At 69.5% G+C, this 25,376-nt stretch carries 21 protein-coding genes; 5 read left to right on the top strand and 16 right to left on the bottom strand.

The window, feature by feature from the left end; translation table 11 throughout:
- Positions 1–48: 48 nt before the first annotated feature.
- The 5 genes from ABD974_RS18640 to pmbA form a co-directional block, all read right to left on the bottom strand.
- Positions 49–519: a DUF4870 domain-containing protein gene (locus ABD974_RS18640; protein ID WP_345304853.1), complete on the bottom strand. Its 471-nt coding sequence runs from the start codon at positions 517–519 to the stop codon at positions 49–51.
- A gap of 124 nt (positions 520–643) precedes the next feature.
- Positions 644–1,822: a DUF1501 domain-containing protein gene (locus ABD974_RS18635; RefSeq protein WP_345304852.1), complete on the bottom strand. Its 1,179-nt coding sequence runs from the start codon at positions 1,820–1,822 to the stop codon at positions 644–646.
- Entirely contained in the window at positions 1,822–3,261 is a 1,440-nt protein-coding gene (locus tag ABD974_RS18630; RefSeq protein ID WP_345304851.1) for a DUF1800 domain-containing protein, read from the bottom strand. Before ABD974_RS18630 ends, ABD974_RS18635 begins: the two co-directional genes overlap by 1 nt.
- A 137-nt stretch (positions 3,262–3,398) precedes the next feature.
- Positions 3,399–3,776, bottom strand: coding sequence for a DUF4870 domain-containing protein (locus tag ABD974_RS18625; RefSeq protein ID WP_345304850.1), 378 nt, complete (start codon positions 3,774–3,776; stop codon positions 3,399–3,401).
- Between the two features lie 98 nt (positions 3,777–3,874).
- Positions 3,875–5,245 (bottom strand): metalloprotease PmbA, encoded by a 1,371-nt coding sequence (pmbA, locus tag ABD974_RS18620; RefSeq protein WP_345304849.1) that lies wholly within the window; start codon positions 5,243–5,245, stop codon positions 3,875–3,877.
- A gap of 20 nt (positions 5,246–5,265) precedes the next feature.
- On the opposite strand from pmbA, the gene yjgA reads away from it, so the two are divergent.
- Together yjgA and ABD974_RS18610 are read left to right on the top strand one after the other, a co-directional pair.
- Positions 5,266–5,859, top strand: coding sequence for a ribosome biogenesis factor YjgA (gene yjgA, locus ABD974_RS18615; RefSeq protein ID WP_425562733.1), 594 nt, complete (start codon positions 5,266–5,268; stop codon positions 5,857–5,859).
- Positions 5,860–5,863: 4 nt separating this feature from the next.
- Entirely contained in the window at positions 5,864–6,160 is a 297-nt protein-coding gene (locus ABD974_RS18610) for a hypothetical protein (protein ID WP_345304848.1), read from the top strand.
- Here ABD974_RS18610 and tldD read toward each other — a convergent pair.
- From tldD to ABD974_RS18590, 4 genes are all read right to left on the bottom strand, one after another.
- Positions 6,130–7,581 (bottom strand): metalloprotease TldD, encoded by a 1,452-nt coding sequence (gene tldD, locus ABD974_RS18605; RefSeq protein WP_345304847.1) that lies wholly within the window; start codon positions 7,579–7,581, stop codon positions 6,130–6,132. The genes ABD974_RS18610 and tldD overlap by 31 nt on opposite strands.
- 75 nt (positions 7,582–7,656) lie before the next feature.
- The gene (locus tag ABD974_RS18600) at positions 7,657–11,517 is read right to left on the bottom strand and encodes a YhdP family protein (protein ID WP_345304846.1); all 3,861 of its coding nucleotides are present in this window, start codon (positions 11,515–11,517) and stop codon (positions 7,657–7,659) included.
- Between the two features lie 48 nt (positions 11,518–11,565).
- Entirely contained in the window at positions 11,566–13,131 is a 1,566-nt protein-coding gene (locus ABD974_RS18595; RefSeq protein WP_345304845.1) for an Rne/Rng family ribonuclease, read from the bottom strand.
- Positions 13,128–13,739, bottom strand: a complete 612-nt coding sequence (locus ABD974_RS18590; RefSeq protein WP_345304844.1) for a Maf family protein — start codon at positions 13,737–13,739, stop codon at positions 13,128–13,130. Before ABD974_RS18590 ends, ABD974_RS18595 begins: the two co-directional genes overlap by 4 nt.
- Before the next feature lie 240 nt (positions 13,740–13,979).
- On the opposite strand from ABD974_RS18590, the gene ABD974_RS18585 reads away from it, so the two are divergent.
- From ABD974_RS18585 to ABD974_RS18575, 3 genes are all read left to right on the top strand, one after another.
- A complete protein-coding gene (locus tag ABD974_RS18585) occupies positions 13,980–14,642 on the top strand; it encodes an SIMPL domain-containing protein (protein WP_345305003.1) in 663 nt (220 codons plus the stop codon).
- Positions 14,643–14,784: 142 nt separating this feature from the next.
- Entirely contained in the window at positions 14,785–15,489 is a 705-nt protein-coding gene (locus ABD974_RS18580) for an energy transducer TonB (protein ID WP_345304843.1), read from the top strand.
- 337 nt (positions 15,490–15,826) lie between these two features.
- Positions 15,827–16,897 carry an alkene reductase gene (locus ABD974_RS18575; RefSeq protein ID WP_345304842.1) on the top strand — a complete coding sequence of 357 codons (1,071 nt, stop codon included), beginning with the start codon at positions 15,827–15,829 and terminating at the stop codon, positions 16,895–16,897.
- A 72-nt stretch (positions 16,898–16,969) separates the two neighbouring features.
- Here the strand turns inward: ABD974_RS18575 and ABD974_RS18570 are convergent, their stop codons facing one another.
- From ABD974_RS18570 to leuS, 7 genes are all read right to left on the bottom strand, one after another.
- Positions 16,970–19,027, bottom strand: a complete 2,058-nt coding sequence (locus ABD974_RS18570) for a hypothetical protein (protein WP_345304841.1) — start codon at positions 19,025–19,027, stop codon at positions 16,970–16,972.
- A gap of 367 nt (positions 19,028–19,394) precedes the next feature.
- Positions 19,395–19,865: a 23S rRNA (pseudouridine(1915)-N(3))-methyltransferase RlmH gene (rlmH, locus tag ABD974_RS18565; RefSeq protein ID WP_345304840.1), complete on the bottom strand. Its 471-nt coding sequence runs from the start codon at positions 19,863–19,865 to the stop codon at positions 19,395–19,397.
- A 48-nt stretch (positions 19,866–19,913) separates the two neighbouring features.
- Positions 19,914–20,315, bottom strand: a complete 402-nt coding sequence (gene rsfS / locus ABD974_RS18560) for a ribosome silencing factor (RefSeq protein WP_345304839.1) — start codon at positions 20,313–20,315, stop codon at positions 19,914–19,916.
- A gap of 27 nt (positions 20,316–20,342) precedes the next feature.
- Positions 20,343–21,041: a nicotinate-nucleotide adenylyltransferase gene (nadD, locus tag ABD974_RS18555; protein ID WP_345304838.1), complete on the bottom strand. Its 699-nt coding sequence runs from the start codon at positions 21,039–21,041 to the stop codon at positions 20,343–20,345.
- Between the two features lie 5 nt (positions 21,042–21,046).
- The gene (gene holA / locus ABD974_RS18550; protein WP_345304837.1) at positions 21,047–22,105 is read right to left on the bottom strand and encodes a DNA polymerase III subunit delta; all 1,059 of its coding nucleotides are present in this window, start codon (positions 22,103–22,105) and stop codon (positions 21,047–21,049) included.
- 24 nt (positions 22,106–22,129) lie between these two features.
- A complete protein-coding gene (locus tag ABD974_RS18545; protein WP_345304836.1) occupies positions 22,130–22,648 on the bottom strand; it encodes an LPS-assembly lipoprotein LptE in 519 nt (172 codons plus the stop codon).
- A 47-nt stretch (positions 22,649–22,695) separates the two neighbouring features.
- Complete coding sequence (gene leuS / locus ABD974_RS18540; RefSeq protein ID WP_345304835.1) at positions 22,696–25,350, bottom strand: leucine--tRNA ligase; 2,655 nt, start codon at positions 25,348–25,350, stop codon at positions 22,696–22,698.
- Positions 25,351–25,376 lie beyond the last annotated feature (26 nt).

The following is a 25,376-nucleotide window of genomic DNA, read 5'->3' as shown; positions in this document are numbered from 1 at the left end:
GATGCGGCGGCCGAGGCCGCCGCATCCCGCGATTGCCCGACGTATCGATCAGAACAGACGGATCGTCAGCGGATAGCGGTAGTCCACGCCGTCGTAGGCCTTCACCGCGGCGACGATCGTGAACACCAGCCACGCGATCGCCAGCACGATCCACACCGGCACCGCGACCAGCAGGCCCAGGCCCAGCGTGAACACCACCAGCACGATGCTCGCGACCGCGTAGAGGAACATGCTGAAGTTGAAGTTCAACGCTTCCTTCGCGTGGGCGGCGGCGAAGGTCGAGCGGTCGCGGACGATCAACCAGACCACGAAGGCGGCGACGGCGCCGGCGACGCCGGCGAACCATGACGTCGCCAATGCGGCAACGAGCGCGGCGATATGCGCGCTCGCGGCCCAGCCGCGGTTGTCCGCGACGCTGTCGGATGCGTTGCCGGACGGAGCGGCTTGGGCGACGTCGTCACCGGTCCCGTTGTGCAGCGTGCCGTTCTGGAGCGTACCGTTGGGAAGCGTGTCGTTCATGCGGATGTCCTCGCGGGGGCGGCCCCCGCCGTGCGCGTCCGGAAACGTCCGGTGCAGGGACAAGATGCGGCATCCGCGCGGGGACTCAAGCCAACGAAAGACATACCCGCCCGACGCGACCGGTTCAGGCGCGCAGCAGCCCCGCCATCGGCCGAAGCGTGCGGCTGTCCGGGAAGATCCGCGTGTCCAGCGCCGCTTCGGACACCGCGAGATGGCCGGCGAGCAGCCCCTTGAACACCGCGCGCAGGTCGGTGGTGGGGCGCAGGTCGCGGCCTTCGAACAATGCGGCGGGCGCGAGCCCCGGCCAGTCGCCGGCGATCCGGCCGCCACGCACCGCGCCGCCGGCGAGCAGCGCCGCGCCGCCGACGCCGTGATCGGTGCCGGCGCTGCCGTTCGCGGCGACGGTGCGGCCGAACTCGGTCACCACCGCCACCACCGTGTTCGACCAGTCCGCACCGATGCCCTCGCGATACGCGCGCAGACCGGCGTCGAGCTCGGCGAACTTGCGATCGAGCGCGAGCTGCTGGCCGCGATGGGTGTCCCAGCCGCTGTCCTCGACGAAACCGATCCGCGCCGCGTTCGCGCCCTGCATGCGTTTCGCCGCGGCGGCCATCGCTTCGGGCAACCGGAACGCGCCGCGTGCGCCGCCCGCGCCGTTGCCCGACATGCCATTGGCCGACATGTCCATCGCGACCGCCGCCATCGCATCGTCGAACATCGGCGCCAGCCGCGGATCCGAGGCGTACAGCGGCTGCAATTGCTGCATCAGCGTGTCGGGGACTTCGCGCGGCAGCGGCGGCGACCAGATCTCCGCGCGTTCGGAGCCGCGCATCGCCAGCGGCATCACCTGCGCGATGGCCACGCCCGCGTCATGCGCCATCGTGTCGATGCAGCGGCCGATCCAACCGTCGCGCGCGCCACCCGGCATCGCGGTGCCGTTCTCCAGACAGTCCTGGGCATCGAAGTGCGAACGCAGCCGATAAGGGGGGGCCACCGCCACCAGGGGCAGCAGTTCCTGCTTCGCGTAGAGGCCATGCGCGAACGGGAGTTTCGGATGCAATCCGAAACTGCCGTCCAGCGGCAGCGCGTCGCGCACCGCGAGCGGGCCGCGCGCGCGCAGATAATCGGCATCGTCGCGCGGCGGCAGCAGGTGCAGACCATCCATCGCACCGCGCAGCAGCACCACCAGCAGGCGGGTCTGCGCGCCGCCCGAGGCCGCCGGCGACAGGCCGGGCCACAGCGTGAGCATCGCGGAGCCGCCGAGCGCGGCGAGGAAACGGCGACGGGAGACATCGGCGGTCATCACACCCTCCACTGGAACGCGGGACTGGAAAACAGCAGGGCGAAGCCTTCCTGCGGCGAACCGGCACGGCGCAGCGCATCGGCGAACGCGCCCTGCACCGCTTCCGCACCGAGCGCCTCGACGGCGAGATCGAACGGTTTACCGCGACCCTGCACCTGCCCGGCCAGCGCCGCGGCCGCCTGCAGGCGTTTGCGCAGCGCGTCGCCGCTGGCCCAGTCGGCCGCGGTGTCGGGGAAACCTGCCGGCGAGCGCGGCGTGAACGTCGGCTGGCCCAGGCTGGTCAGCAATCGCAGCAGGACCCGCGGCTGGCGATCGAGCCGCAGCCCGCCCGCGCGCATCGTCGAGATCACGAAATCCTCGGGGGTCTTGAACTTGCGCGCATCGGCCGACCACGACGCCTCGTGATCGATCATCGCGCCGTACAGCGCGGTCAGCGCGCCGCCGCTGCGCAGATACGCCGCGGCCATCGCATCGACCAGCGCCGGCGGCGGCGCATCGGCGACGAAATGCCGCGCGAGCTTGAAACCGAGGTGACGGGCGGTGGCCGGGTGCATGGCGAGATCGCGCAGCACCGCGCGGCCCTGCGCTTCGCCGCCTTCGGCGTAGCGCTTGCCCAGCACGGTGCGCGCGCCGGGCTCGTGCGCGCCGGCGCGGAACACGAATGCGCTGCGCGCCTGGCCCTGCTGCATCTCGCGCGGCAACGGCGTGCTCCAGCCGGTGATCGCGCGCGCCAGTTCGATCACGTCCTGCTGCGCGTACCCGCCATCGACGCCGAGCGTGTGCAGTTCGAGGACCTCGCGGGCCAGATTCTCGTTGAGTCCGAGCCGGCGCTTGCTGTCGCGGCGCGCCAGCCGCCGTACCAGCATCGAGTCGTCGCCGACCGATGCGGCGTTGTCGAGATACAGCAGCATGCCCGGGTGGGTTTCCACCGCCGTCAGCAGATCGGCGAAGTTGCCGAGGACATGCGGGCGGATCGCTTCGCGTTCCATCGGCGCCGCCAGCAGACGGTTCTGGTTCTTGTCGATCGAGATCGCGAAGTGGTTCGACCAGAACCGGACCAGCCGTTCGACGAAGGGCATGTCGGTGGTCGCGGCGATGCGATAACGCAGGGCCAGATCGTCGCCGGCGGCGCGACGGATCGCCTGCTGCATCGGGTTGCGCTCGATGTCGTCTTCCGCCGCCGCATTGCGGTCCGCGGCACCTGCCGGGGAAGGTGTCGCCGGCTTGCGGTCGCGCATCTGACGGCGCTGCAGCCGGTATTCGTTCTGCGTTTCGAGGATTTCGAGGCTGTCGGGAAGCCCGGCGAACGGCGAAAGATCGGGCCTGCGCCGGAGTTGGGCGTGCAGCGTGCCGCGCGGATCGCCCGCGGCGGCCAATTCGCCCGGCATCGCGCCGAGCCCGAAACGATTGACCGCGGCAGCGGCCCGTGTGGCGCTCATGTCGTGCTCCATCGCCGGAAGACCCGGTATGGAACGCGCCGGCGCGCGGCGGGTTGACACCGACCCGGCCGAAAGCGCCAAAAAAGAAACCCCGGCGCCGGAAGCGCCGGGGTTGGATCGTTCGGGAAATGCCGGGATTACTTGATCAGGCGGATCGCGAAGGGGTAGCGGTAGGCCTGACCCTTCTGCGCGGCGAGGCCGCCGATGATGCTGAACACGATGCAGGCCAGCCACGCAGCCAGATTGATCAGCGCGCCGATCAGGATGATGCTGAGGATGATGCCGACCACGTACACCATCAGCAGCGTGATCTGGAAGTTGAGCGCTTCCTTCGACTGATCGGTCACGAAGGCCTTGTCGGCCTGATCCTTGTTGATCAGCCAGATGATCAAGGGAACGATGAAGCCGAGGACGATGCCCGACAGATGGGTGATCAGCGCGAGCGTCTTCTGATCGTCGGTGGGCGCACCGGAAGGCGCGGGCGGCGGCGAAGTGTATTCGTTTCCATTGGTCATTTCGGGATTCCCCATTGCTACGGATGGATGCTGCGGATGAATGCGATCAAATACGGGGTGCGCCGCGGTCGCGGACACCGCCCTAGCTTACACAAACGTCAAACGCTGCCGGCAACGGTCATCCTGCCGAGCAGGATCGAACCGCAGCGGACATTCGACCGGGCGTCGATATCGCTGCCGATGGCCTCGATCCCCTGCAGCATGGTGCGCAGGTTGCCGGCGATGGTGATGCTGTCCACCGGGTAGGCGATCCGGCCGTTTTCGACGTAAAAGCCGGCCGCCCCGCGCGAATAGTCGCCGGTGACGGCGTTCACGCCCTGCCCCATCAGTCCGGTCACCAGCAGGCCGGTGCCCATGCCGCGCACCAGGTCGTCCAGGCCGCCCGCGTTGGCCGCGACATCGAGATTGAAAATGCCGCCGGCGTTGCCGGTGCTCTGCAGACCGAGCTTGCGCGCGGAATAGCTGCCCAGCACGTAGCGCTGCAGCACGCCGTCGCGGACCAGGTCCGACTCGCGGGTGGCGACGCCCTCGGCGTCGAAGGCGCAGGAACGCAGGCCGCGCATCAGGAACGGACGTTCGCTCAGCCGGCACCACTCGGGCAGCACCCGGGTGCCGACGCTGTCGAGCAGGAAACTGGCGCCGCGGTAGAGCGCGCCGCCGGAGACCGCACTGACCAGATGCCCGATGAGCGAACGCGCGACCTCGGCCTGGAACAGCACCGGCATGGTGCCGGTCGCCAGCGAGCGCGGCGCGAGCCGGGCCAGCGCCCGCTCCGCGGCCCGGCGGCCGACCGCCTCGGGCGCTTCCAGATCCTCGCGTGCCAGGGTGAAGCTGTACCAGTGTTCGCGTTGCATGGCCTCGCCCTGACCGGCGATCAGGCCGCAGGCGATGCTGTGCTGGGTGTCGCGCTCGCGCCCGAGGAAGCCGTGGCTGTTGGCGTAGACACCGATCGATTCGCCCGTGGACACCGAGGCGCCATCGGAATTGGCGATGCGCGGATCCACGTCGCGGCCGGCGGTCTCGCAGGCCAGGGCGAGGTCGATCGCGGTATCGGCGTCGAGCGCCCACGGGTGCCAGCTGTCGAATTCGCGCAGATCCGTCGCCATCAGCCCGGCGTCGGCGAGTCCCGCCGCCGGGTCGTCCTCGGTGTGCCGGGCGATCGCGCAGGCCTGCGCGACCGTGGCTTCGAGACTGTCCTCGCGCAGGTCGGCGGTGCTGGCGCTGCCCTTGCGGTTGCCGAAGTAGACGGTGATGCCGATGCTGCGGTCGCGGGTGGATTCCACGCTCTCCACCGCGCCCATGCGCACGTTGACGTTGAGGCCGCGGTCCTCGTCGCAGCTCACTTCGGCCTGGCTGGCACCCTGTGCGCGGGCGCGGGCCAGCAGGTCGCGGGCCAGATCGGACAGGCGGTCCAGCCGGGCAAGGCTGTCGTCGGCGGCAGCGGGTAATGCGGAAGCGATGACGTTCAATGCTTTATCCTGTAGCGACTATGCGTGGAAAAGACCCCGAAACCGGCGACTTCCTGTCCCCCAGCCGCAGCCAGCAGCGGCGTGAGGCACTGGAAGTGCTCGAACTGGCCCGACAACTGTCGGCGTTGACGCCCCAGCAGCTGTCGCGGCTGCCGATCCCGGACCGGCTGCTGCCGCACATCGCCGAGACCCGCAGGATCACGTCGCACGTGGCGCACAAACGGCAGTTGCAGTATCTGGCGAAACAGATGCGGCGGGAAGACGACGAGACGCTGGAAGCGATCCGCGACGCGCTGGACGTCAACGGCCATGCCGCGCGCGTCGAAGCGGCGATGTTGCATCGCGCCGAGGCCTGGCGCGAGCGCCTGATGGCCGACGGCGATGTCGCGCTGGGCGAACTGCTTACCGATTACCCGCAGGCCGATCGCCAGCACCTGCGCCAGCTCGCGCGCAACGCGCACGAGGAAAAGCTGAAGAACAAACCGCCGCATGCGTATCGCGAGCTGTTCCGCGAACTGCGCGAGCTGTTCGCGGAACATCACGATGCGGATGGTGATGCCGGTCACGATGCCGACGAAGGCATCGACGGCGGCATGGATCGCGACGAAGACTGAGCGCATGGGGCGCGCTGGCCCCATCGATTCCGGACTGCTTCGGGCGATGCGCTGGCGCGAACGGTTGATCGCCGAAGGCTTCGACGCGCTCGCCGAATTCCTCGCCGCATGCCTGGCCAAGCACGCGGCAGCCGATGCGAAGACGCTCAAACCGATGATCCAGAAGGCTTGCGCCATGCGCCACAGGCACGGTACGCCGCGCTTCCTGCTGCGATACATCCGCGCATTGGACGAGAACAAACACCGCATCGCGGTCGAAGACGTCGCCTATCAGGCCTTCGTCCCGCCCACCGTCAGCTGATCGATCAGCAGCGACGGCTGGCCCACGCCCACCGGCACGCTCTGACCGTCCTTGCCGCAGGTGCCGACGCCCTCGTCGAGCGCGAGATCGTGGCCGATCATCCGCACCCGCTGCATCGTCTCGGGGCCGTTGCCGATCAGCGTCGCGCCCTTCACCGGCGCGGTGATCTTCCCGTCCTCGATCAGATAGGCCTCGGTCGCGGAAAACACGTATTTGCCGCTGGTGATGTCGACCTGGCCGCCGCCGAAATTGACCGCGTACAAACCGCGCTTCACCGAACGGATCATGTCCTGCGGGTCGTCCTGCCCGGCGAGCATGTAGGTGTTGGTCATCCGCGGCATCACCAGATGGGCGAAGGATTCGCGGCGGCCGTTGCCGGTGGCGGGCATGCCCATCAACCGCGCGTTGTGGGTGTCCTGCATGTAGCCGGTCAGCACGCCGTCCTCGATCAGCGGGGTGCAGCGCGTGGGCGTGCCCTCGTCGTCGACGGTGAGCGAACCGCGCCGGCCCGGCAGGGTGCCGTCGTCGACGATGGTCACGCCCGGCGACGCCACCCGCTGGCCCATCCGGCCGGCGTAGGTCGAGGTGCCTTTGCGGTTGAAGTCGCCTTCCAGGCCGTGGCCGACCGCCTCGTGCAGCAGCACCGCGGGCCAGCCGTTGCCCAGCACCACCGGCATCGTGCCCGCGGGCGCATCCACGGCCTCGAGATTCACCAGCGCCTGGCGCAGCGCTTCGCGCGCGCAGCGCTCCGGACGTTCGTCGCCGAACAGTTCGTCGTAGGCGTAACGGCCGCCGTAGCCGGCGCTGGCAGATTCGCGACGACCGTTCTGTTCGACGATCACCTGCACGTTCATGCGCACCAGCGGGCGGACATCGCCGGCGACGACGCCGTCGCTGCGGGCGACGAAAATGGTGTCGAGCGCCGCGGAAAGCGAGACGGTGACCTGGCGCACGCGCGGATCGGCGGCGCGAACCAGGCGATCGACGCGACGCATGGCGTCGAGCTTGTCGGCGTTGGCGCAGGCATCGATGGGATCGACCGCGGCGTAGAGCGGTTCCATGCCGGTCCCCCGACCGTGCGCGAGCGCGGGCGGCGTGCGGGTATCGCCGTCGCGCGCGATGGCCTTCGCGGAACGCGCCGCGGCCAGCAATGCGTCGGGGTTGATTTCGTCGGAGTAGGCGAAGCCGGTCTTCTCGCCCGAGATCGCGCGCACGCCCACGCCCTGGTCGATGGCATGCGAACCGTCGGTGATGATGCCATCTTCCATCGTCCAGCCCTCGCGGCGCGAATGCTGGAAATACAGATCGCCGAAGTCGATGCCCGGGCCGAGCAGCAGGCCGAAGGCGCGTTCGAGCCCGGCGTGATCGAGTCCGGCCGGGACGAGCAGGCGCGATTCGGGGAGAGACTGCATCGGGAGCATGGCGGTTCCGGTGGACGACATCGTGAAGGATAGGGTGGAGGCGACGTGCGCCGGTTTCAAACAGGGCGGGCGTGTTCAGCCCGAGCCGGGCCGGTCGCGCGACGATGCGCCGGTGCGCTCCATCACTTCGACCTTGGGATCTTTCCACGGTCCGGTGACGCGATAGTTCTTGGCCGCGGCCTGTCCGAGGGGCTTCTGCAGCACCGCATTGGCGACCGCGCCCACCGCCGCGCCGACAGGCCCGCCGGCGATCGCACCGACCGCGGTCAGCAGATTGCCGGCCTTCGGCAGCACCTCGATGGTCTGGTCGAAGGTCTGCGCGCGCAGATTGGCCGCGCCGCGGATGTTGATCCGCGCCGCCGGGCCGTCGATGGCGAGATCGTCGCTGCGCGCGCTGCCGGCGGCGAAACGCACATTGCCGCCGAGCGTGTTGAACGCGAAGCCCTTGGAGAAGAAGTCGCGGAAATCCAGGGTCAACCGGCGCGGCAACTGCGCGATGCTCAGCAGGCCGAGCACGCGGCCGGTGCCGCCGGGCTCCACTTCCACCAGCCGCCCGTCGCGCACGTCGATCTTCAGATTGCCTTCGAGCACGCCCAGCTGGAACGACATCGGCGCGCCGGGCCAGTTCGCATCGAAGCGGACTTCGCCCTTGCCGCCGCCGACCCGGCCGCCCATGCCGAATTCGTCGAGCAGCGCGCCGAAATCCTCGCTGGCGAAGGTCGCGTCCACGCGCGTGCGCGCCGCGGCGCCACGGCCGCTCCAATCGCCGGCGACATCGATCCGCCGCTTCGGCGCGCGGGTCTGCAACTGCACGATGTCCATGCCGGTCGCGGTGGGGCGCGAGCGGAACTGCGCTTCGCCCAGGGCGGCACGGGCGATGCGCAGATCGTCGACGCGCAGATTGATCGCGGGAATCTTCGCCGGGTCGAAACCGTCGCCGCCCGAAGCGACGGCGGCGACGGCGGCATTCGTCGCGACCGGCGCGGGCGCGCTGCGCCAGTGCAGGCGCTGCAGGCGTCCGGCGATGCTGCCGCCCTCGCCGTCCGGCACCAGCAGCGCACCGGCGAGCGCGGCGCCGTCGAGCTGCACCGCCAGACCGCCGCTCGCAGGCGCGATCTGCAGGCGGGTGTCGGGGAAGTGCGCGCCGAGCAGCGACAGGCGATCGGCGACGACATCCGCGCGCCGCAGCGCGAGGCGGCCGTCGCCATCGCCGAGCGTCAGCGCGACCCAGCCGATGGCGTCGAGCGTCGAGGCGCGGCCGCCGATGATCAGGCCCGATGCCGGCGGCGGTTCGGCGACGCGATCGGTGCCGAAGGCGGCGCGGATGCCGAGCTGGCCCTGGCTGTCGCGCGCGCGCAGCGCGAACCGCTGGCCGAACGCCAGCGCGATCTCGCCCTTGCCGAACGGCAGTTGCAGATCGAGCGTGGTCGGCAACGCCGTGCCGGCGGCCTTGTCCAGCGGCGCCGGCAGATCGAGCGCGGTGCCGACCAGATCGGAGCGCAACTGCAGTCGGGTGACCTGCGCACTGGGTTTGCCGGCGCCGACGGGAATGGCGATGCCCGCGGTCCAGCGCGAACGGCCGCGCAGATGCGGCTTCAACCAGCCCAGGTCGGCGCTGCGCGCCAGCAGATCGTCGGTGGTCATCGAGGCTTCGAGTTCGGCCTCGAAGCCCTGGCGTTTGTCGCGTACGTGGCCGGGACCGGCGCGCAGCGAGAGCTTGCCTTCCTGCCGGTCATACTGCGCGCGCAGGCCGTTCGCGCTGAAGCCGTTCTCGTCGTAGCGGGCCTTGCCGCTGACGCCGGAGAACGCGAGTTTCCACTCCGATTCGGCCAGACGCGCGCCGCGCAGATCGATCGCGCCGTCGATGTTCGCGCGCTGCGACGGCGGACCGTGCAGCGGCAGATCCAGCGCGAAATCGACCGACGCCGGGCCGCTGGCCGACAGCGTCGAGAGAATGCCCGCATGGTCCCTGCGCAGCGGACTCTGCCGCACCAGACCCAGCAGTTTCGCCGCATCGGCATCGGCATGCGCTTCGATGCCGAGCGCGCCGGCGGAGAAATCGGGAATCCCGGCGCTGAAATCGCGGATGCCGACATCGGCCAGCGCCGCGCGGCCCGCAACCGAAAACCCGTTGCCGACGAAGGCGATGTCGGCGTCCATGTCGCCGGTCGCCGGCCAGTCGCCGTGGAATTTCACGCGCATGTCCTGCAGCGTGGCGCGCGCGTCGAACACGCCGTCCGGCGGCTCACCCGCCACCGTGCGGAACGGCCAGTGTTCGAGCTCGCCGGCGATCACCGCACGGCCGTCGCGAACGCGGCCCGCGATCAGCGCGGTATCCAGCCAGTGCACCAGCGCGGGCGACATCGCATGCTTCGGCCAGAAGCGCTTGGCGGTCGGCGCCATCGCGTCGTCGAGATCCGCGGCCACGTCGATGCGCGGCGCGGTGCCGTCGCCCTGGAACCACAACCCGCCGCGAATATCGGCGCCGTAGCCGTCGCCATCAATGCGCAGCGCGGGCGACTCCACCCGCCAGCCGCCGCCTTCGCGCCAGGCGATGGCTTCGCCGCGCAGACCGACGACATGGGTCGGGCCGAAGCCGCTCGGCCAGTCGAAACGCAGCTTCGAGGTTTCGTCGAACGCGAACACCAGACCTTCGCCATCGCCGCGCAGTGTCCCGGCGAGGTCGGAGATGCCGGGCGAGTTGCCGACCGGCGCGAAATGCAGGCCGCGCACCGATGCGGCCGCATGCATCGCACCGCCGCGCTGGCCGCCGACGCGCACGCGCTCCAGCACCGCGCCGGGTTTCGCCGCCGCCAGCCACGCCCGCAGTTTCGGGTCGAGGCGATCGCTGAGCGCGAACACCGCGAACAGCGGGCCGGCGTCGATGCGCTCGGCGCGCAGGCCATAGCGCTGGCCGCCGGCGATCACGAGTCCATCCAGCACCTGCGGTCGGCTGTTGGCGGCGGCATGCACCCGCATGCTCGGCGCGTCGAGTCGCCAGCCGCCTGTCTCGGCGCGCCAGTGGGCGGTGGCCTGCAGTCGGGCGAACGTCGCCATCGGCGCCGCCGCGACGCCGGCACCCGCCGTCTTCGCCGCGGGAAACGGCGCACCGCGCAGCCGCACACCTTCGAGATCGCCATCGACGCTGATCGAAGCGACCTGCCGCTTGCGCACGCTGGCCCACAGTTCGGCGCGACCGCGGCCGCCGACAACCGTCGCACCGGCCACGCGCAGCAGCGGCGACCATTCGGCGAGATCGGCTTTCCTGGCCGCGGCGTAGAGCCTGCCGTCGCCGCGCGCACGATCGAAATCCAGCACCACGTCCACCGGCGCGGATTCGCGATGCATGCGCGCGCGCAGACCGCTGCGCACCCGTTCGCCGTTCACCTGCAGCCGCAGATCGACATCGGGCACCGTGGTTTCGATGCCCAGCGAGGGTGCCGAAATCCCCAGTCGCGCATCGATCACCTGCAATTCGCCCAGCCCTTCCAGCGCACCGAGCGGATCGCCGCCCTGCGCCTGCCCGGGCAGGCCGCGCACCTGCCAACGACCGTCGTCCCCGCGCTCCAGGGTCAACGCGAGATTGCGCACCCGTAGTTCGGTGAAGGAACGCCCGGGCAGCAGCCCGGCGTATTGCGACACCAGGATCTCCGCCGCGCCGATGGCGACCGCGCCATCGCCCTCTCCCACGCGCAGACCGTCCAGCCGCAGCAGCGGCCCGCGACGCGTCCATGCGGTATCGAGACCATCGAAGGCCACCGGCCGGCCGGCGCGCGCGCTCAGCCATTCGGCGATGCGGTCCGGATGCCGTTCCGCCAGCGGCAGCAGCTGACTCATCACCGCCGCACCCAGCGCCAGCAGCACCAGCGAGATCGCGGTGACGTACCACAGCCCGCGGCGCGCCAGACGCAGACGGCGTCGCAACGATGTCGTCATCCGGGCGCGACGCCGGTCGACGCCGAAGGCGTTTCGGGGCGGGAGGATTCAGAGCAGCACGACATCGAACTGCTCCTGTGTGTACTGCTCGTCCGCCTGGAAGCGGATCGACTTGCCGAGAAATTCCTCCAGTTCGGCCACCGCCGGAGATTCCTCGTCGGTGATCCGCGCGACCACCTTCGGCGACGCGATCACCAGCAGTCGCGCGGCTTCGAACTGGCGCACCGCGCGGGTGATCTCGCGGAAGATTTCGTAGGTCACGGTTTCGGCGGTCTTCAGCGTGCCGCGGCCGCCGCATTCATGGCAGGGCTCGCTCAGCTGTCGCTGCAGGCTTTCGATGGTGCGCTTGCGGGTCATTTCCACCAGGCCCAGCGGCGAGAAATCGTAGACCGTGGTCTTGGCGTGGTCGCGGGCCAGCGACTTTTCGAGCGTGCGCAGCACCTGGCGGCGATGCTCGGGATCGACCATGTCGATGAAGTCGATGATGATGATGCCGCCGAGGTTGCGCAGCCGCAGTTGTCGCGCCACCGCCTGCGCCGCTTCGAGATTGGTGCGATAGACGGTCTCTTCGAGATTGCGCTGGCCGAGGAACGAGCCGGTGTTCACGTCGACGGTGGTCATCGCCTCGGTCTGGTCGATCACCAGATAGCCGCCGGATTTCAGCGGCACTTCCTTGTCGAGCGCGCGCTGGATCTCGTCCTCGACGCCGTAGAGATCGAACACCGGGCGCGCACCGCCGTAATGCTCGATCTTCTCGGCGAGCCCCGGCATGTACTGCGCGGCGAACGCACGCAGGCGGTCGCAGGTCTCGCGCGAATCCACCTTCACCTTCTCCACGTCGCGGCGGATCAGATCGCGCACCGCGCGCATCGGCAGGCTCAGATCTTCATAGATGCAGTGGCCGACGCCGGCGGTGCGCACGTTCTGCTCGATCAGCGCCCAGGCGCGGCCGAGATAGGCGATGTCTTCCGCCAGTGCTTCGGCCGGCTGGCCCTCGGCATTGGTGCGCACGATATAGCCATGCTGCGGCGTGCCGGGCGTACCGCCGTTCTGGCCCGACACCAGCGCCTTCAGGCGCTGGCGCTCGGCGTCGTCCTCGATGCGCGAGGACACGCCGATCACCTTCGACTGCGGCAAGAGCACGAGATAACGCGACGGAATGCTGATCTGGGTGGTGAGGCGCGCGCCCTTGCTGCCGATCGGATCCTTGACCACCTGGACCACGATCTCCTGGCCTTCGCGCAGCAGTTCAGTGATCGACGGCACGACCTGCGGCTGCGTCGTCGGCGGCGCGGCGGGCGGCGCGGCGATCACCGGCTCGCCCTCGCCGTTGACGGCGCTTTCGAGCGCGGTCTCCAGCGCGCTCTCGCTGCTCGGTGCCGCGGTGGCGCGGAAAATGTCGTTGGCGTGCAGGAATGCGGCGCGGTCGAGACCGATCTCGACGAATGCGGCCTGCATGCCGGGCATCACCCGCTGCACCCGGCCCTTGTAGATGTTGCCGACCACGCCGCGGCGCCAGCCGCGCTCGATGTGCAGTTCCTGCAGCATGCCGTTCTCGACGACGGCGACCCGGGTCTCGCGCGGGGTGACATTGACCAGAATCTCTTCGCTCATCGCATCGGCTCCGGGCCGTCGTGGGACGCGGACGCGCGCGCGGGGAACAGACCGAAGCCGCGGAGCAGGGATGCGGTCTCGTGCAGCGGCAATCCCATCACCCCGGAATGGCTGCCGGACAGGTGCGAGATGAAACTCTGGGCCATGCCCTGGATGGCATAGGCGCCGGCCTTGCCGTCCCACTCGCCGGTGGCGAGATAGACGGCGATATCGTCCTCGCTCATCGCCGCGAACGTGACCTCCGACACCGACACCGCCTGCAGCTCGCGGCCGGCCGAGACCATCGAGAGCGCGGAGATCACCGCATGGGTGCGGCCCGACAGGCTGCGCAGCATGGCCGCGGCGTCCGCGGCATCGACCGGCTTGCCGTAGATGCGACCGTCCAGCACCACTTCGGTGTCGGCGCCCAGCACCACCGCGTCCGGCTGGCCGCTCATCCGCAGCAGCCCGGCGCCGGCCTTTTCGCGCGCGACCCGGCGCACGTATTCTTCCGGCGGCTCCGCGGGCGCTGGCAACTCGGGAATGTCGAGATCGAGCACGCCGAACTCAAGGCCGAGCATCCTCAGCAGTTCGCGGCGACGGGGAGATTTCGAGGCAAGATGCAGCATCGGGCTAGGATACCCTGCGGACCGCCGCAGCCTGAACGCGATCCCGTCGCGAACCCCGACCGGGCTCACAGTGCGTTCACCCGCTGGCCCCGACCCTGACCGGAGGCATCAACCGGAAGCCTCAACATGGAGAGCCGCATGACCCACGTCCTGACCCATCCCAGCCGCACGCAACGCCGCCATCCCGTTTCCCGCTTTTTCGTCGCCGCTGTCGCCACCCTCTTCGCATCGGGCCTCGCCATGACCGCATCCGCACAGTCGCCCCAGACCGCCAACGACGGCACGCTGCTGTCGGTCACCGCCGATGCCACGGCCAGCCGCGCGCCCGATATCGCCACGCTGTCCAGCGGTGTGGTCACCCAAGCCGCCGACGCCAACGGCGCCATGCGCGCCAACGCCGAACAGATGACGAAGGTGATGGCCGCGATCAATGCGGCCGGCATCGCCGAGCGCGACGTGCAGACCGCCGGCATCAGCCTGTATCCGCAATATCGCTACGCCGAGAACCAGCCGCCGGCGATCACCGGCTACCAGGCCAGCAACACCGTCAACGTCAAGGTCCGCGACCTGTCGAAGCTCGGCAAGGTGCTCGACGCGCTGGTCGCCAGCGGCGCCAATCAGATCAACGGCCCGACCTTCGAGATCGACGAGCCCGAAGCCGCCTACGACGAAGCCCGCCGCAGCGCGCTGAAGAAGGCGCAGGCCCGCGCCGACATGTACGCCGCCGCGCTCGGTCTGCGCGTGCGCCGGATCGTCAGCATCGGCGAAGGCGGCGGCTTCAATCCGCCCGGCCCGATGCCGATGATGAAGATGGCCGCCATGGACGCGCGCGAAACGCCGGTGTCCCCCGGCGAGACCTCGCTCACCGCCAGCCTCAACGTGGTGTTCGAACTGGGCAAGTGACCGCCCCTGCCCCACGCTTCGCACGACACCCGCCGCCCGGCGGGTGTCGCGTTTCCGCCTCCGGAAAATATTTCCGCAACGTTAACCCCCGCCGAACCCGTGCCGCGTTTGCACCGACGTCACCCACCGACGGAGATGCCCCATGGTTCTGCTCGAACGCCATGCCCAACGCCCTTCACATCCCGATGCCGGCGGTCTGCCGCAGGCCATCGCGCAGATCCAGCCGGTGCGCATCCTCGGCATGGCCGGGGCGATCGCGCTCAACGCCGCTGCGCTGATGCTGTTGCTGATGCCGGTGTCCGCGCCGATGCGGACGGTCGACGCCGAAAGCCCTCCGGTGATCTTGATCGAACCCAAGGCGGCGCCGCCCCCGCCACCGCCGATCGAAGAGGTCCCGGTGGTCCGCCCACGGACCGAAACCCCGCTGCCGCAGGTGCTTCCGCCACCGCAGCCGCAACCGCCGGCGCAGCAGGAAGCGGTGGTCCCCGAGGGCAACACCCCTATGCCGCCGATCGAAACCACCGACACCGTGTCGCTGCCGGTGCAGCCGGATCCCGGCCCGATGACGAGCACGCGGCTGGAATACGCCTCGGCGCCGGCGCCCGCCTATCCGCGCGAGGCCATCCTCGACGGCATCGAAGGCACCGTGCTGTTGAAGGTGCTGGTGGGCGTTGACGGCAAGCCGCTGTCGGTGGAGATCGAACGCAGCAGCGGCCATCGCCGTCTCGACGACGCCGCACGCCGACAGGTGTTGCGCCGCTGGATGTTCAAACCGGCGATCCGCGACGGCCAGGCGGTGCAGGTCTACGGCATGGTGCCGGTGAATTTCAGTCTCACGCGCGGTTGAGGCCCGCGCGGCACGCACTTCGCGGCCGGCCGAGGGCACCCGTCCGAAGCCGATTCCCCGTCGCGAGGCCCCCTGCCGGGCATCCCCAGGTCCGGCAGGGTTTTTCTACCTTCCGCGGGTCCACAGTGACGCGCAGGCACTGGTCGCTCCGCTCCCTCGGGCATTCCGCCGCCGATCATCGACGCACGATCAGCGTTTTTTGCCTGCATGGTGTCGCATCGAGGCGCACCGCGCGGGAATGCGCCGCATCGTTCCATTGGCGCAGGCAATCGCGCATGGCTGCCGCCGCATCGGGCTGACACACTCTGGCGCCCCTCCCCACGCTGGACTGGTCTCGATGAAGCATCTGTTCGCACCCCTGCAAGCCGGCGATCTCGCCCTGCCGAACCGCATCCTGATGGCGCCGCTCACGCGCTGCCGCGCCGAAGACGATCACGTGCCTGGCGCGCTGATCGCCGAGTACTACGCCCAGCGCGCCAGCGCCGGGCTGATCATCGCGGAAGCGACGATGGCGATGGCCGGCAACTCTGCGTTCTGGCGCGAGCCGGGCATCCACAGCGAAGCCCAGGTGGCCGGCTGGAAACGCGCGACCGATGCCGTGCACGCCGCCGGCGGCCGCATCGTGCTGCAGTTATGGCACGGCGGCCGCGCCTGCCATCCCGACCTCAACGACGACGCGCAGCCGGTCGCGCCGAGCGCGATCGCCATCACCAACGATCAGGTGTACACGCCGAAGGGCAAGGTCGATTACGTCGTGCCGCGCGCGCTGGCCGACGAGGAACTGCCGGGCATCGTGGCCGGGTTCGCGCAGGCCGCACGCAACGCCAAGGCCGCGGGCTTCGACGGCGTGGAAGTGCACGGCGCGAACGGGTATCTGCTCGACGAATTCTTGCGCGACGGCAGCAACCTGCGCAGCGGCCCGTACGGCGGCCCGATCGAACACCGCGCGCGGCTGATGCTGGAAGTGCTCGATGCGGTGTGCGACGTCTGGGGCAGCGGCCGCGTCGGCCTGCGCGTCTCGCCGCTCAACAGCTACAACGCCATGCGCGACAGCGATCCGGTCGGCCTGGTGCGCTGGCTCGGCAAGCGCCTGAACGACTACGGCCTGGCCTACTGGCACGTGATGCGCGCGGATTTCCTCGGCCAGCAGCACGGCGACGTGATGACGCCGGCGCGCGAAGCCTACGCCGGCACGCTGATCGGCAACATGGGTTACAGCGCGGAAGAAGCCGAGGCGGCGATCGCCGACGGCAAACTCGACGCGGTGGCGTTCGGCGTGCCCTTCATCGCCAACCCGGATCTGCCGGAACGCCTGCGCATCGGTGCGCCGCTGGCCGAGGCCGACCGCAATACCTTCTACACCTGGGATGCGAAGGGATACACCGACTATCCGCGCTACGCAGGATGAGTCGCCGCCCGACGGCCCGCGCATCGCGGGCCGTCGGCGTTCATGGCATGGCGAAGCCGCCTGCGCGCAGGTTCAGCGCATCCAGCGCAGGTCCGACAGGCACCACGACAGGCTGCCGCTGGTCTTGTAGTTCCAGTTGTATCGGCGCGGCGGATTGTTGCGATAGGCGGTGAGACCGCTGGCCGGCGCGGTCGGTCGCGTCCACTCGTTGTTCTCGTAGTCGTAGGTGCGATACAGCTCGTTCGCAGCCTGTTTCAGCGTGTCGTCGGGCTGGCCGGTGAGCTTGCCGAAGTAGTAGGCCCAAGCCACCGCACCGGCGACGGAAAGCGTGTGCTCCGGGCCGGCGCCGTCGGCGGCGTAGGTGGACCCGTCGATCAGGGTCACGTAATCGACCAGGCGCAGGGTCTCCGGCACGTCGGTGCGATAGGTCCGCTGCGCCGGCGAATAGGCCTTGCCGCCGAATTTCAGCGCATTGCCGGTGCGGCGGATGAAGTGCGCGATCTCGACGTTGTCGGTGAGCGCATAGGCGCGCACCATCGGGTCGACCACGAAAGGTGTTTGCCAGAAGCTCACCAGCAGGCTGCCGCTGGGGCCGTTGCCCTCCTGGCTGCCGTATTTCCACAGGCCACCATCGACGCGGTTCGCGGGCAACGCGCCGCCCGCGCCGTTCTGGTGCCAGATCAGATTGGCCGTGAGCGTCAGCAGCCGTTCGCGATAGGTGAGCGTCGCGCCGGTCTTGTACGGCACGTCGCCGAACAGTTCGTAACCCACGATCAGGCCGGTGAGCTTGATGCCCATGTGGCGCTCGGTGTAGCTGCTGGTCGGCGACCAGCGGTCGGGTTCGTCGTTGGCGTCCTGCTGGGCTTTCGCCGCGAGTTTCGCGCCGTCCTTCGACAGATCGTCGCCGGTGGTCCAGTGGGTGTAGGCGAGCCCTTCGGGATAGCTGTACATCGCGCCGTTGGCGCCGATGTAGGCGGCGGGGTTGGGATTCTTCAGCCGGAAGGTGCCGACGGCCAGATCCGGCGTGGTGCCCTGCGGATAGAGATTGACGCGGTAGTACTCCGACGCGCGCACCGATTCGCGCAGGGCCTTGAAGAAACCGCTGCGGAAATACAGGCCGTAAAACGCGGACACGCGATCGTAGAGCCACGGTTCGCCTTCGGCGGCCTTGTACGGGATCTGGTTGGGCGCGGTGACCCGCGGATCGTCCTCGTTGATGTGGGCGTAGAAGAAATTCTTCGCGCCGTACATCTGTTCGTTGTATTCGGGGTAATGCTCGGTCGCGTCCATCGTCGCCGGGTCGTCGCGGGTGGCGGCGATGTTCGGCGCGAACGGCCGCATCGGCCCGAGCTTGAGCAGGCCCTTGCTCAGCGTGGACGACGGCAGCACCGCGTAGACCTTCGGCTCGGACACGCCGTCGCCGGCGACGAAACTGCCGCTGGTGACCGGCTGCCAGCCGTTGCGCGGGTTCTCCAGCGACGCCAGCGACTGCGTGCGGTTGGTGTAACCCCATTCGACGCGGATGCCTTCGGAATTCGGATAGGTCGCGGCGAAGGTGTAGCGGATCTGCACCCGCGCGACCCGCACCGAGGTGTTGTCGAGCGCGGCGTTGGTGGCGTGACGCCACGGCGTGAGCGGTTCGACGAAGGCCGGGATCTCGGTGCCGCGGGCATCGAGCACGCGCAGCGTCGACAGCCCGGCGGCGGTGATCGAACCGCGCGGGAACGGCACGCCGAAGGTCACCAGTTGCGCGACGCCGGCCGGCACGCCTTCCACCGGATGCAGGCGCACGTCGACGATGCCGAAGCGTTCGGCGTCCGCCATCAGCGGCTTGAACAGGCGCGGGCTGACGGTACCGCCGACCGCAGTCGCGGTGATCGGCGGACGCGGCGCGGACGCGGTCTGGCCGGACGGCCGGGGCAGCGCCTCGCGCGGCTCGGCGCGGCTGGAGTCGGCCGGGGCGCGGCGTTTGGCGGCATCGCCGGAGACGCGGACCTGGGCATGGCCGGCATCGCAGGCGTTGAGCGCGAGCACCAGCGCGACGAGCGAGAGCAGGCGCAAGGGATGCCGACGCGGCGCGGACAGGGAGACGGCGCGTCGAAGCGGAACGGACAGCGGGGCACTGGGCATGTGGATCACCTGCAACGCGATGCGCGGGGGAGACGCATCGACGGAAACGCCGACGGGGGAATGTCCCGGCGCCGTCGGCGGCGACGCCCGGGGCCTGCGCGACCCGTGCCGGCGTCGCAGGAGGCGATGCACCGTATTCGCAGCATCCGCGAGCGAACCGTGACCGCGATCATCATTACCAGCTCGGCCACCGATTTGCATGCGTTTTCGTGCAGCGGTCACGGTCCTGACGCGCTCGCGGCCGACGTCGATGTGCGGCCGCGCACATCGGGAAGGAGAAACGCGGCGGGTTTCGCGCGAACCTCGCCTCGCGCGATGCAGGGCGATGAAGCGGGACGTGCGCGAACGCCCCCCGCGGACGGCGCGGTCAGGCGCGGTGGTAGGGATGATTCGCCAGCAGCGCCGCGGCGCGGTACAGCTGCTCGGCCAGCACCAGCCGCACCAGCATGTGCGGCAAGGTCAGCGGCCCCAGCGACCAGCGCTCGTCGGCACGGGCGAGGACGTCGGGCGCATGCCCTTCGGGGCCGCCGATCAGGAAGGCCAGATCGCGGCCACCGCCACGCCAGTGCTCCAGCCGCTGCGCGAGTTCTTCGGAGCCGTGCATTTTTCCGCGGCCGTCGAGGGCGACGATGTGGGCCGATTTCGGCAGTGCGGCGAGCACGCGCGCGCCTTCGTCGGCCGTCGCGCGCGCGGCATCGCGTCCCTTGCCGCGCAGGCCGGGTTCGATTTCGATCAGATCCAGCGGCAGCCAGAACGACAGCCGCTTGCGGTATTCGGCGAAGCCTTCCGCGACCCATGCGGGCGCGCGCTCGCCGACGGCGATGAGACGCGCCTTCACGGGCGTGCCTTCATGGGCTCGACTTCGCCTGCATCGCCGTTGCGGCGATCAGGCCTCGTCGCCCGGCGGCTGGTCGCCCACCGTCCAGAGCCGCTCCAGCGCGTAGAACTCGCGCACGCGGGGCAGCATGACGTGGACGACGACATCGCCGAGGTCGGCGAGCACCCATTCGGCCTCGCGCTCACCCTCGACGCCCAGCGGCATCACGTCCAGTTCCTTCACCATCCGCACCACTTCGTCGGCGATCGACTTCACGTGGCGGGTGGACGTGCCGGACGCGATCACGAGGTAATCGCAGACGCTGGTCTTGCCGCGGACATCGATCTCGACCACGTCCTTGGCCTTGAGGTTCTCCACCGCGGCGTGGACCTGCTTCAGCAGGGCCTGGGCGGACGGCGGCGGTTTGGGCAGCACGGTCTTGATCACGTGCGCATTGTTGGAACTGGACAAGAGCGGTCCTCGCGTGGAATGGCGGAATTATACGCCCGGGGAGCCGGGCAGCCGGACCACGGCCCCGGACGAAGCGCTGCCGTAGAGCCCGTGGGCGGCGATGTACTTCGCCACCGGCAGCGGCAGCAGGTGGTGCCAGGTCTCGCCGGCGGCGATCCGGCGCCGGATCTGGGTCGCCGATTCGCCGTGCAGCGGCTGGCGCAGGCGCAGCAGCTTGCCGCCAGGGCTCTCGCGCAGGGCGGCGGCGTTGAGGGTCCAGCGCCCGCCGACCAGCCGCGCCACCGGCGGCGGCAGGTGTTCGTCCAGGGCGCTGCCGGGGCGTTCGGCGACGACCCAGTGCGCGCCGGCCAGCAGCGCCTCCGGTTCCTTCCAGGTCGCGAAGCCATGCAGGCTGTCGGCGCCGATCAGGAACGCGATCGGTGCGTGCTCGCCGTGCTTCGCCCGCAGTTCGCGCAGGGTGTCGATGGTGTAGCTCGGGGCATCGGTGGTGGCGGCACGTTCCAGTTCGCGCCGGTCCACACGCAGCCCGGCCTGGCCTTCGATGGCGAGATCGAGCATCGCCGCGCGGTGCTCGGCGCCGGCGCCGGGGGCGTCGCGATGCGGTGGATCGGCGGCCGGCATCAGCCAGATCGTGGTGCCCAGGGCCTCGCGCGCGGCGCGGGCGATAGCCAGGTGCCCGTTGTGCACGGGGTCGAAGGTGCCGCCGTAGAAGGCGCGGAGCAGCATGCGCGTCAGCTCCCGGCGCGCCGGGTCAGCAGCTGCACGCCGCGCGCTTCGGCCATCGCCAGCAGCAGGCGTTCCAGCGCCAGCCAGGCGTCGGCCGGCTCCTCGCCGATGCGCGGGCGTCCCTTGGCGATGCGGTCGACGCGACCGGCTTCGACCACCAGCCTTTCCCAGCGCGCAGCGTCGTGGCGCTGCAGCGCGCGGCGATACACCGCCTGCTTCGAATCCCAGACCCGCTGCGCCTTGAACTCGGCGGCCAGATTGCCGCCCTTGGCGTTGACCCGCGCGAGGGCGGCGACCCGCTGCAGTTCCATCACCAGCATGCCCATCAGCGCCGGCACCGCCTCGCCTTCCGCGCGCAGGCCATGCAGCATGCGCAGCGCCTGCGCGGCCTGGCCGTTGAGCGCGGCATCGAGCAGCCGGAACACGTCGAAACGCGCGGCGTCGGCGACGTACGACTCCATCCGCGCCAGATCGATCGGCTGGCCGTCGCCGAGCAGGACCAGTTTGTCGATTTCCTGGGCCGCGGCGAGCAGATTGCCTTCGACCCGTTCCACCAGGCGCTCCACCGCGTCGCGGTCCGCGCGCAGGCCACGGGCGCGCAGGCGGCGTTCGACCCAATCGGTGAGTTCGTGCGGCTTGAGCGCCCAGGCGATGGCGTGATGGCCGACCCGTGCGACGGCTTCGCTCCATTTGCCGCCGTGCTGGCGGCTCCAGTCGTCGCCGGTGATCAGCAGGACCACGTCCTGCGGCGCCTGCGCGCAGAAATCGGAGATGACCTCGGCGCCGTCCTTGCCGGGCTTGGCCGACGGCAGGCGCACTTCGACCAGCCGGCGCGAGGCGAACAGGCTCATCGCGCCGAAGCTGCGGGTCAGTTGGTGCCAGTCGAAATCGCGGCCATCGGCGTCGAACACCTCGCGCTCGGCAATGCCTTCGGTGCGGGCGCGGGCGCGCACGGCGTCCGCCGCTTCCAGCACCCGCAGCGGTTCGGGGCCGGAGATCAGGTAAACCGGGCGCAGGGGCTCGTTGTCGAGCTGCGCGATCAGGCGTTCCGGGGTGAGTTCCATCGCGAAGCGGCGGACGCGCCGCGCTCAGGGCGCCTTCGCGGCCCCGGACGCGCGCAGCGCCGCGTCGATCCGGCGCAGGATCGCGGCGTTCATGTCGCGGCGCATTTCGGTCACCAGCAACTCGCGTTCGCTGTTGCGACCGATGGTGTCGGACGGCGGCGCGATGTAGTCGCGCGACAGTTCAACCGCCTGCTGCGGCACGATCATGCTGTCGTCGGCCTTGCGCAGCCGGAATACCACGGCATAGCGCAGGCTGTATTCCTGGGCCCGGCCCTGGGTGTCGACCGAGATCGGCAGGTCCGCCCATTTCTCGGAGAGGATTTCCAGCGTCGTCGCGCCCTCGGCGCTGGCCTCGGCCGGGGTGGCGCCGGCGGTCTCCAGCGCGCGCGCCAGCGAATCGGCCAGCGGGCTGTAGGCGTCGCGGGCGGTCACCGCCACCGGGCCGAGATCGGTCGGCAGCACCAGCGCGTTGCGCAGGTGGAATCCGCAGCCGGAAAGCGCGGCGACGAGCAGGAACGCGAGGGCGAAGCGGGTCGTTTTCATGGGCGCAGTCTGGCGGAGGCGGGGACGGGGGGCAAGCAGCGATCGCCTCAGGCGGCCACGATGTTCACGATCTTGCCGGGCACCACGATCACTTTCTTCACAGCCATGCCGTCCATGAATTTGGCGACGTTGGGTTCGGCCAGGGCGAGGGTTTCGATCTCGTCCTTCGGCGTCTGCACCCCGACCTCGATCGTGCCGCGCAGCTTGCCGTTGACCTGCACCGCCAGGGTCACCGCATCGCGCACCAGCGCGGCGGGATCGGCGTGCGGGAACGGCACGTCTTCGAGCAGCGTTTCGGCATTGCCCAGCACCTGCCACAGGTGATGACAGACGTGCGGGGTGATCGGATTGAGCATCAGCACCATCGCCTGCAGCGTTTCGTGGCGCACCGCCCGGCCCTGCTCGCTCATGTCGTCGAACTTCGCGACATGGTTGAGCAGTTCCATCAGCGCCGCGATCGCGGTGTTGAAGCTGTAGCGGCGGCCGTAGTCGTCGCCGACCTTCTGGATCGCCTCATGCAACTGGCGGCGCATCGTCTTCTGCGCGGGATTCAGTGCGGCGACGTCGGTGCCGGGATGATCGGGCTGAGACGCATGCGTGGTGACTTCGCGCCAAAACCTGCGCAGGAAGCGCGACATGCCTTCGACGCCGGCCTCGTTCCACTCCAGCGACTGTTCCGGCGGCGCCGCGAACATCGAGAACAGGCGCACGGTGTCGGCGCCGTATTTGTCGACCATCGCCTGCGGGTTCACGCCGTTGTTCTTGCCCTTCGACATTTTTTCGACGCCGCCGAAGAGCACCGGCTGACCATCGCCGCGATAAATACCGCCAACGATGCGGCCCTTGTCATCGCGCTGGTAGTCCACGTCAGCGGGGTTGAACCAATCCTTCGAGCCGTCGGCGTTTTCACGATAGAACACCTCCGCGATGACCATGCCCTGACACAGCAGGTTGATCGCCGGCTCGTCGCTGTCCACCAGGCCTTCGTCGCGCAGCAGCTTGTGGTAGAAACGGAAGTACAGCAGATGCAGGATCGCGTGCTCGATGCCGCCGATGTACTGGTCGACCGGCGTCCAGTATTTCGCGCGCGCGTCGACCATGTCGCCGGCGCCGGGCGAGGTGTAGCGCGCGTAGTACCAGCTCGACTCCATGAAGGTGTCGAAGGTGTCGGTCTCGCGTTCGGCCGGGCCGCCGCACTGCGGGCAGGTGGTCTTGCGCCATGCGGGATCGGCCTTGATCGGCGACAGCACCACGCCGGCGGCGAACGCGTCTTCCACGTTTTCCGGCAGCACCACCGGCAACTGGTCTTCCGGCACCGGCACCGCGTCGCAGGTCGGGCAATAGATCACCGGGATCGGGCAGCCCCAGTAGCGCTGGCGGCTCACGCCCCAGTCGCGCAGGCGGAAATTGATCTTGCGCACGCCACGGCCTTCGGCCTCGAACTTCGCGACCAGATGCTCGAACGCCTGCCGGTAGCCCATGCCGTCGAGTTCGCCCGAGTTCACGCACATCAGATCGTCGCGGGTCTTGTCGCCGTACCAGTCCTTCCACTGCGCGGTGTCGTACTGCAGTTCTTCGGGCCGTTGATGCGGCCCCAGCGGCGAGCGCACGCCGATCACCTGTCTGATCGGCAGCGCGTATTTGGTCGCGAATTCGAAATCGCGCGCGTCGTGGCCCGGCACCGCCATCACCGCGCCGGTGCCGTAGCCCATCAGCACGAAGTTGGCGACCCAGATCGGCACCTGCTCACCGCTGATCGGATGGATCGCGAACTGGCCGGTGGCCATGCCGCGTTTTTCCTGCGTTTCCAGTTCGGCTTCGGACACGCCGCCCCTGCGCAGATCGGCGATGAACGCGGCCAGTTCGGGATTCGTCGCCGCCGCACGCAACGCCAGCGGATGCTCCGCGGCGATGCTGACGAAAGTGACGCCCATGAGCGTGTCGGGGCGCGTGGTGTACACGCGCAGCGGATCGCCGCCGCCGGCGACGTCGAACGCGAACTCGAGGCCCTCGCTGCGGCCGATCCAGTTGCGCTGCATGGTCTTGACCGATTCCGGCCAGCCCGGCAGCGCGTCGAGGCCGTCCAGCAGCTCCTGCGCATAGGCGGTGATCTTCAGGAACCACTGCGGGATCTCGCGCTTCTCGACCACCGCGCCCGAACGCCAGCCGCGGCCATCGATCACCTGCTCGTTCGCCAGCACGGTCTGGTCGACCGGATCCCAGTTCACCACCGAGTTCTTGCGGTAGACCAGGCCTTTCTTCATCAGCCGAGTGAACATGCGCTGCTCGTGGACGTAGTAGTCCGGGCGGCAGGTGGCGAATTCGCGCGACCAGTCGATGGCATAGCCCAGCGACTGCAGTTGTCCGCGCATGTGGTCGATGTTGGCGTAGGTCCACTTCGCCGGCGCGGTCTTGTTCTTGATCGCGGCGTTCTCGGCCGGCAGGCCGAAGGCGTCCCAGCCCATCGGCTGCAGCACGTTGTGGCCGGTCATCCGCCTGTAGCGGCTGATCACGTCGCCGATGGTGTAGTTGCGAACGTGGCCCATGTGCAGCGCGCCCGACGGGTACGGCAGCATGGAGAGGCAGAAATACTTGGGCTTGTCCGAAAGTTCGTTCACCTCGAAGGCGCGGGCGTCGCGCCAGAAAGTCTGGGCGGCCGCTTCGACGGGTTTCGGGGTGTAGGGGGTGGGCTCTGCGGACACGGCGGTTTTTCGGCTTGGAAACAACC

The organism is Lysobacter hankyongensis, from assembly GCF_039543145.1.
In the GTDB taxonomy this organism is placed as follows: domain Bacteria; phylum Pseudomonadota; class Gammaproteobacteria; order Xanthomonadales; family Xanthomonadaceae; genus Lysobacter_I; species Lysobacter_I hankyongensis.
The sequence above is the reverse complement of the archived record's forward strand: the minus strand, read 5'-3'. Positions and strand labels throughout refer to the sequence as shown.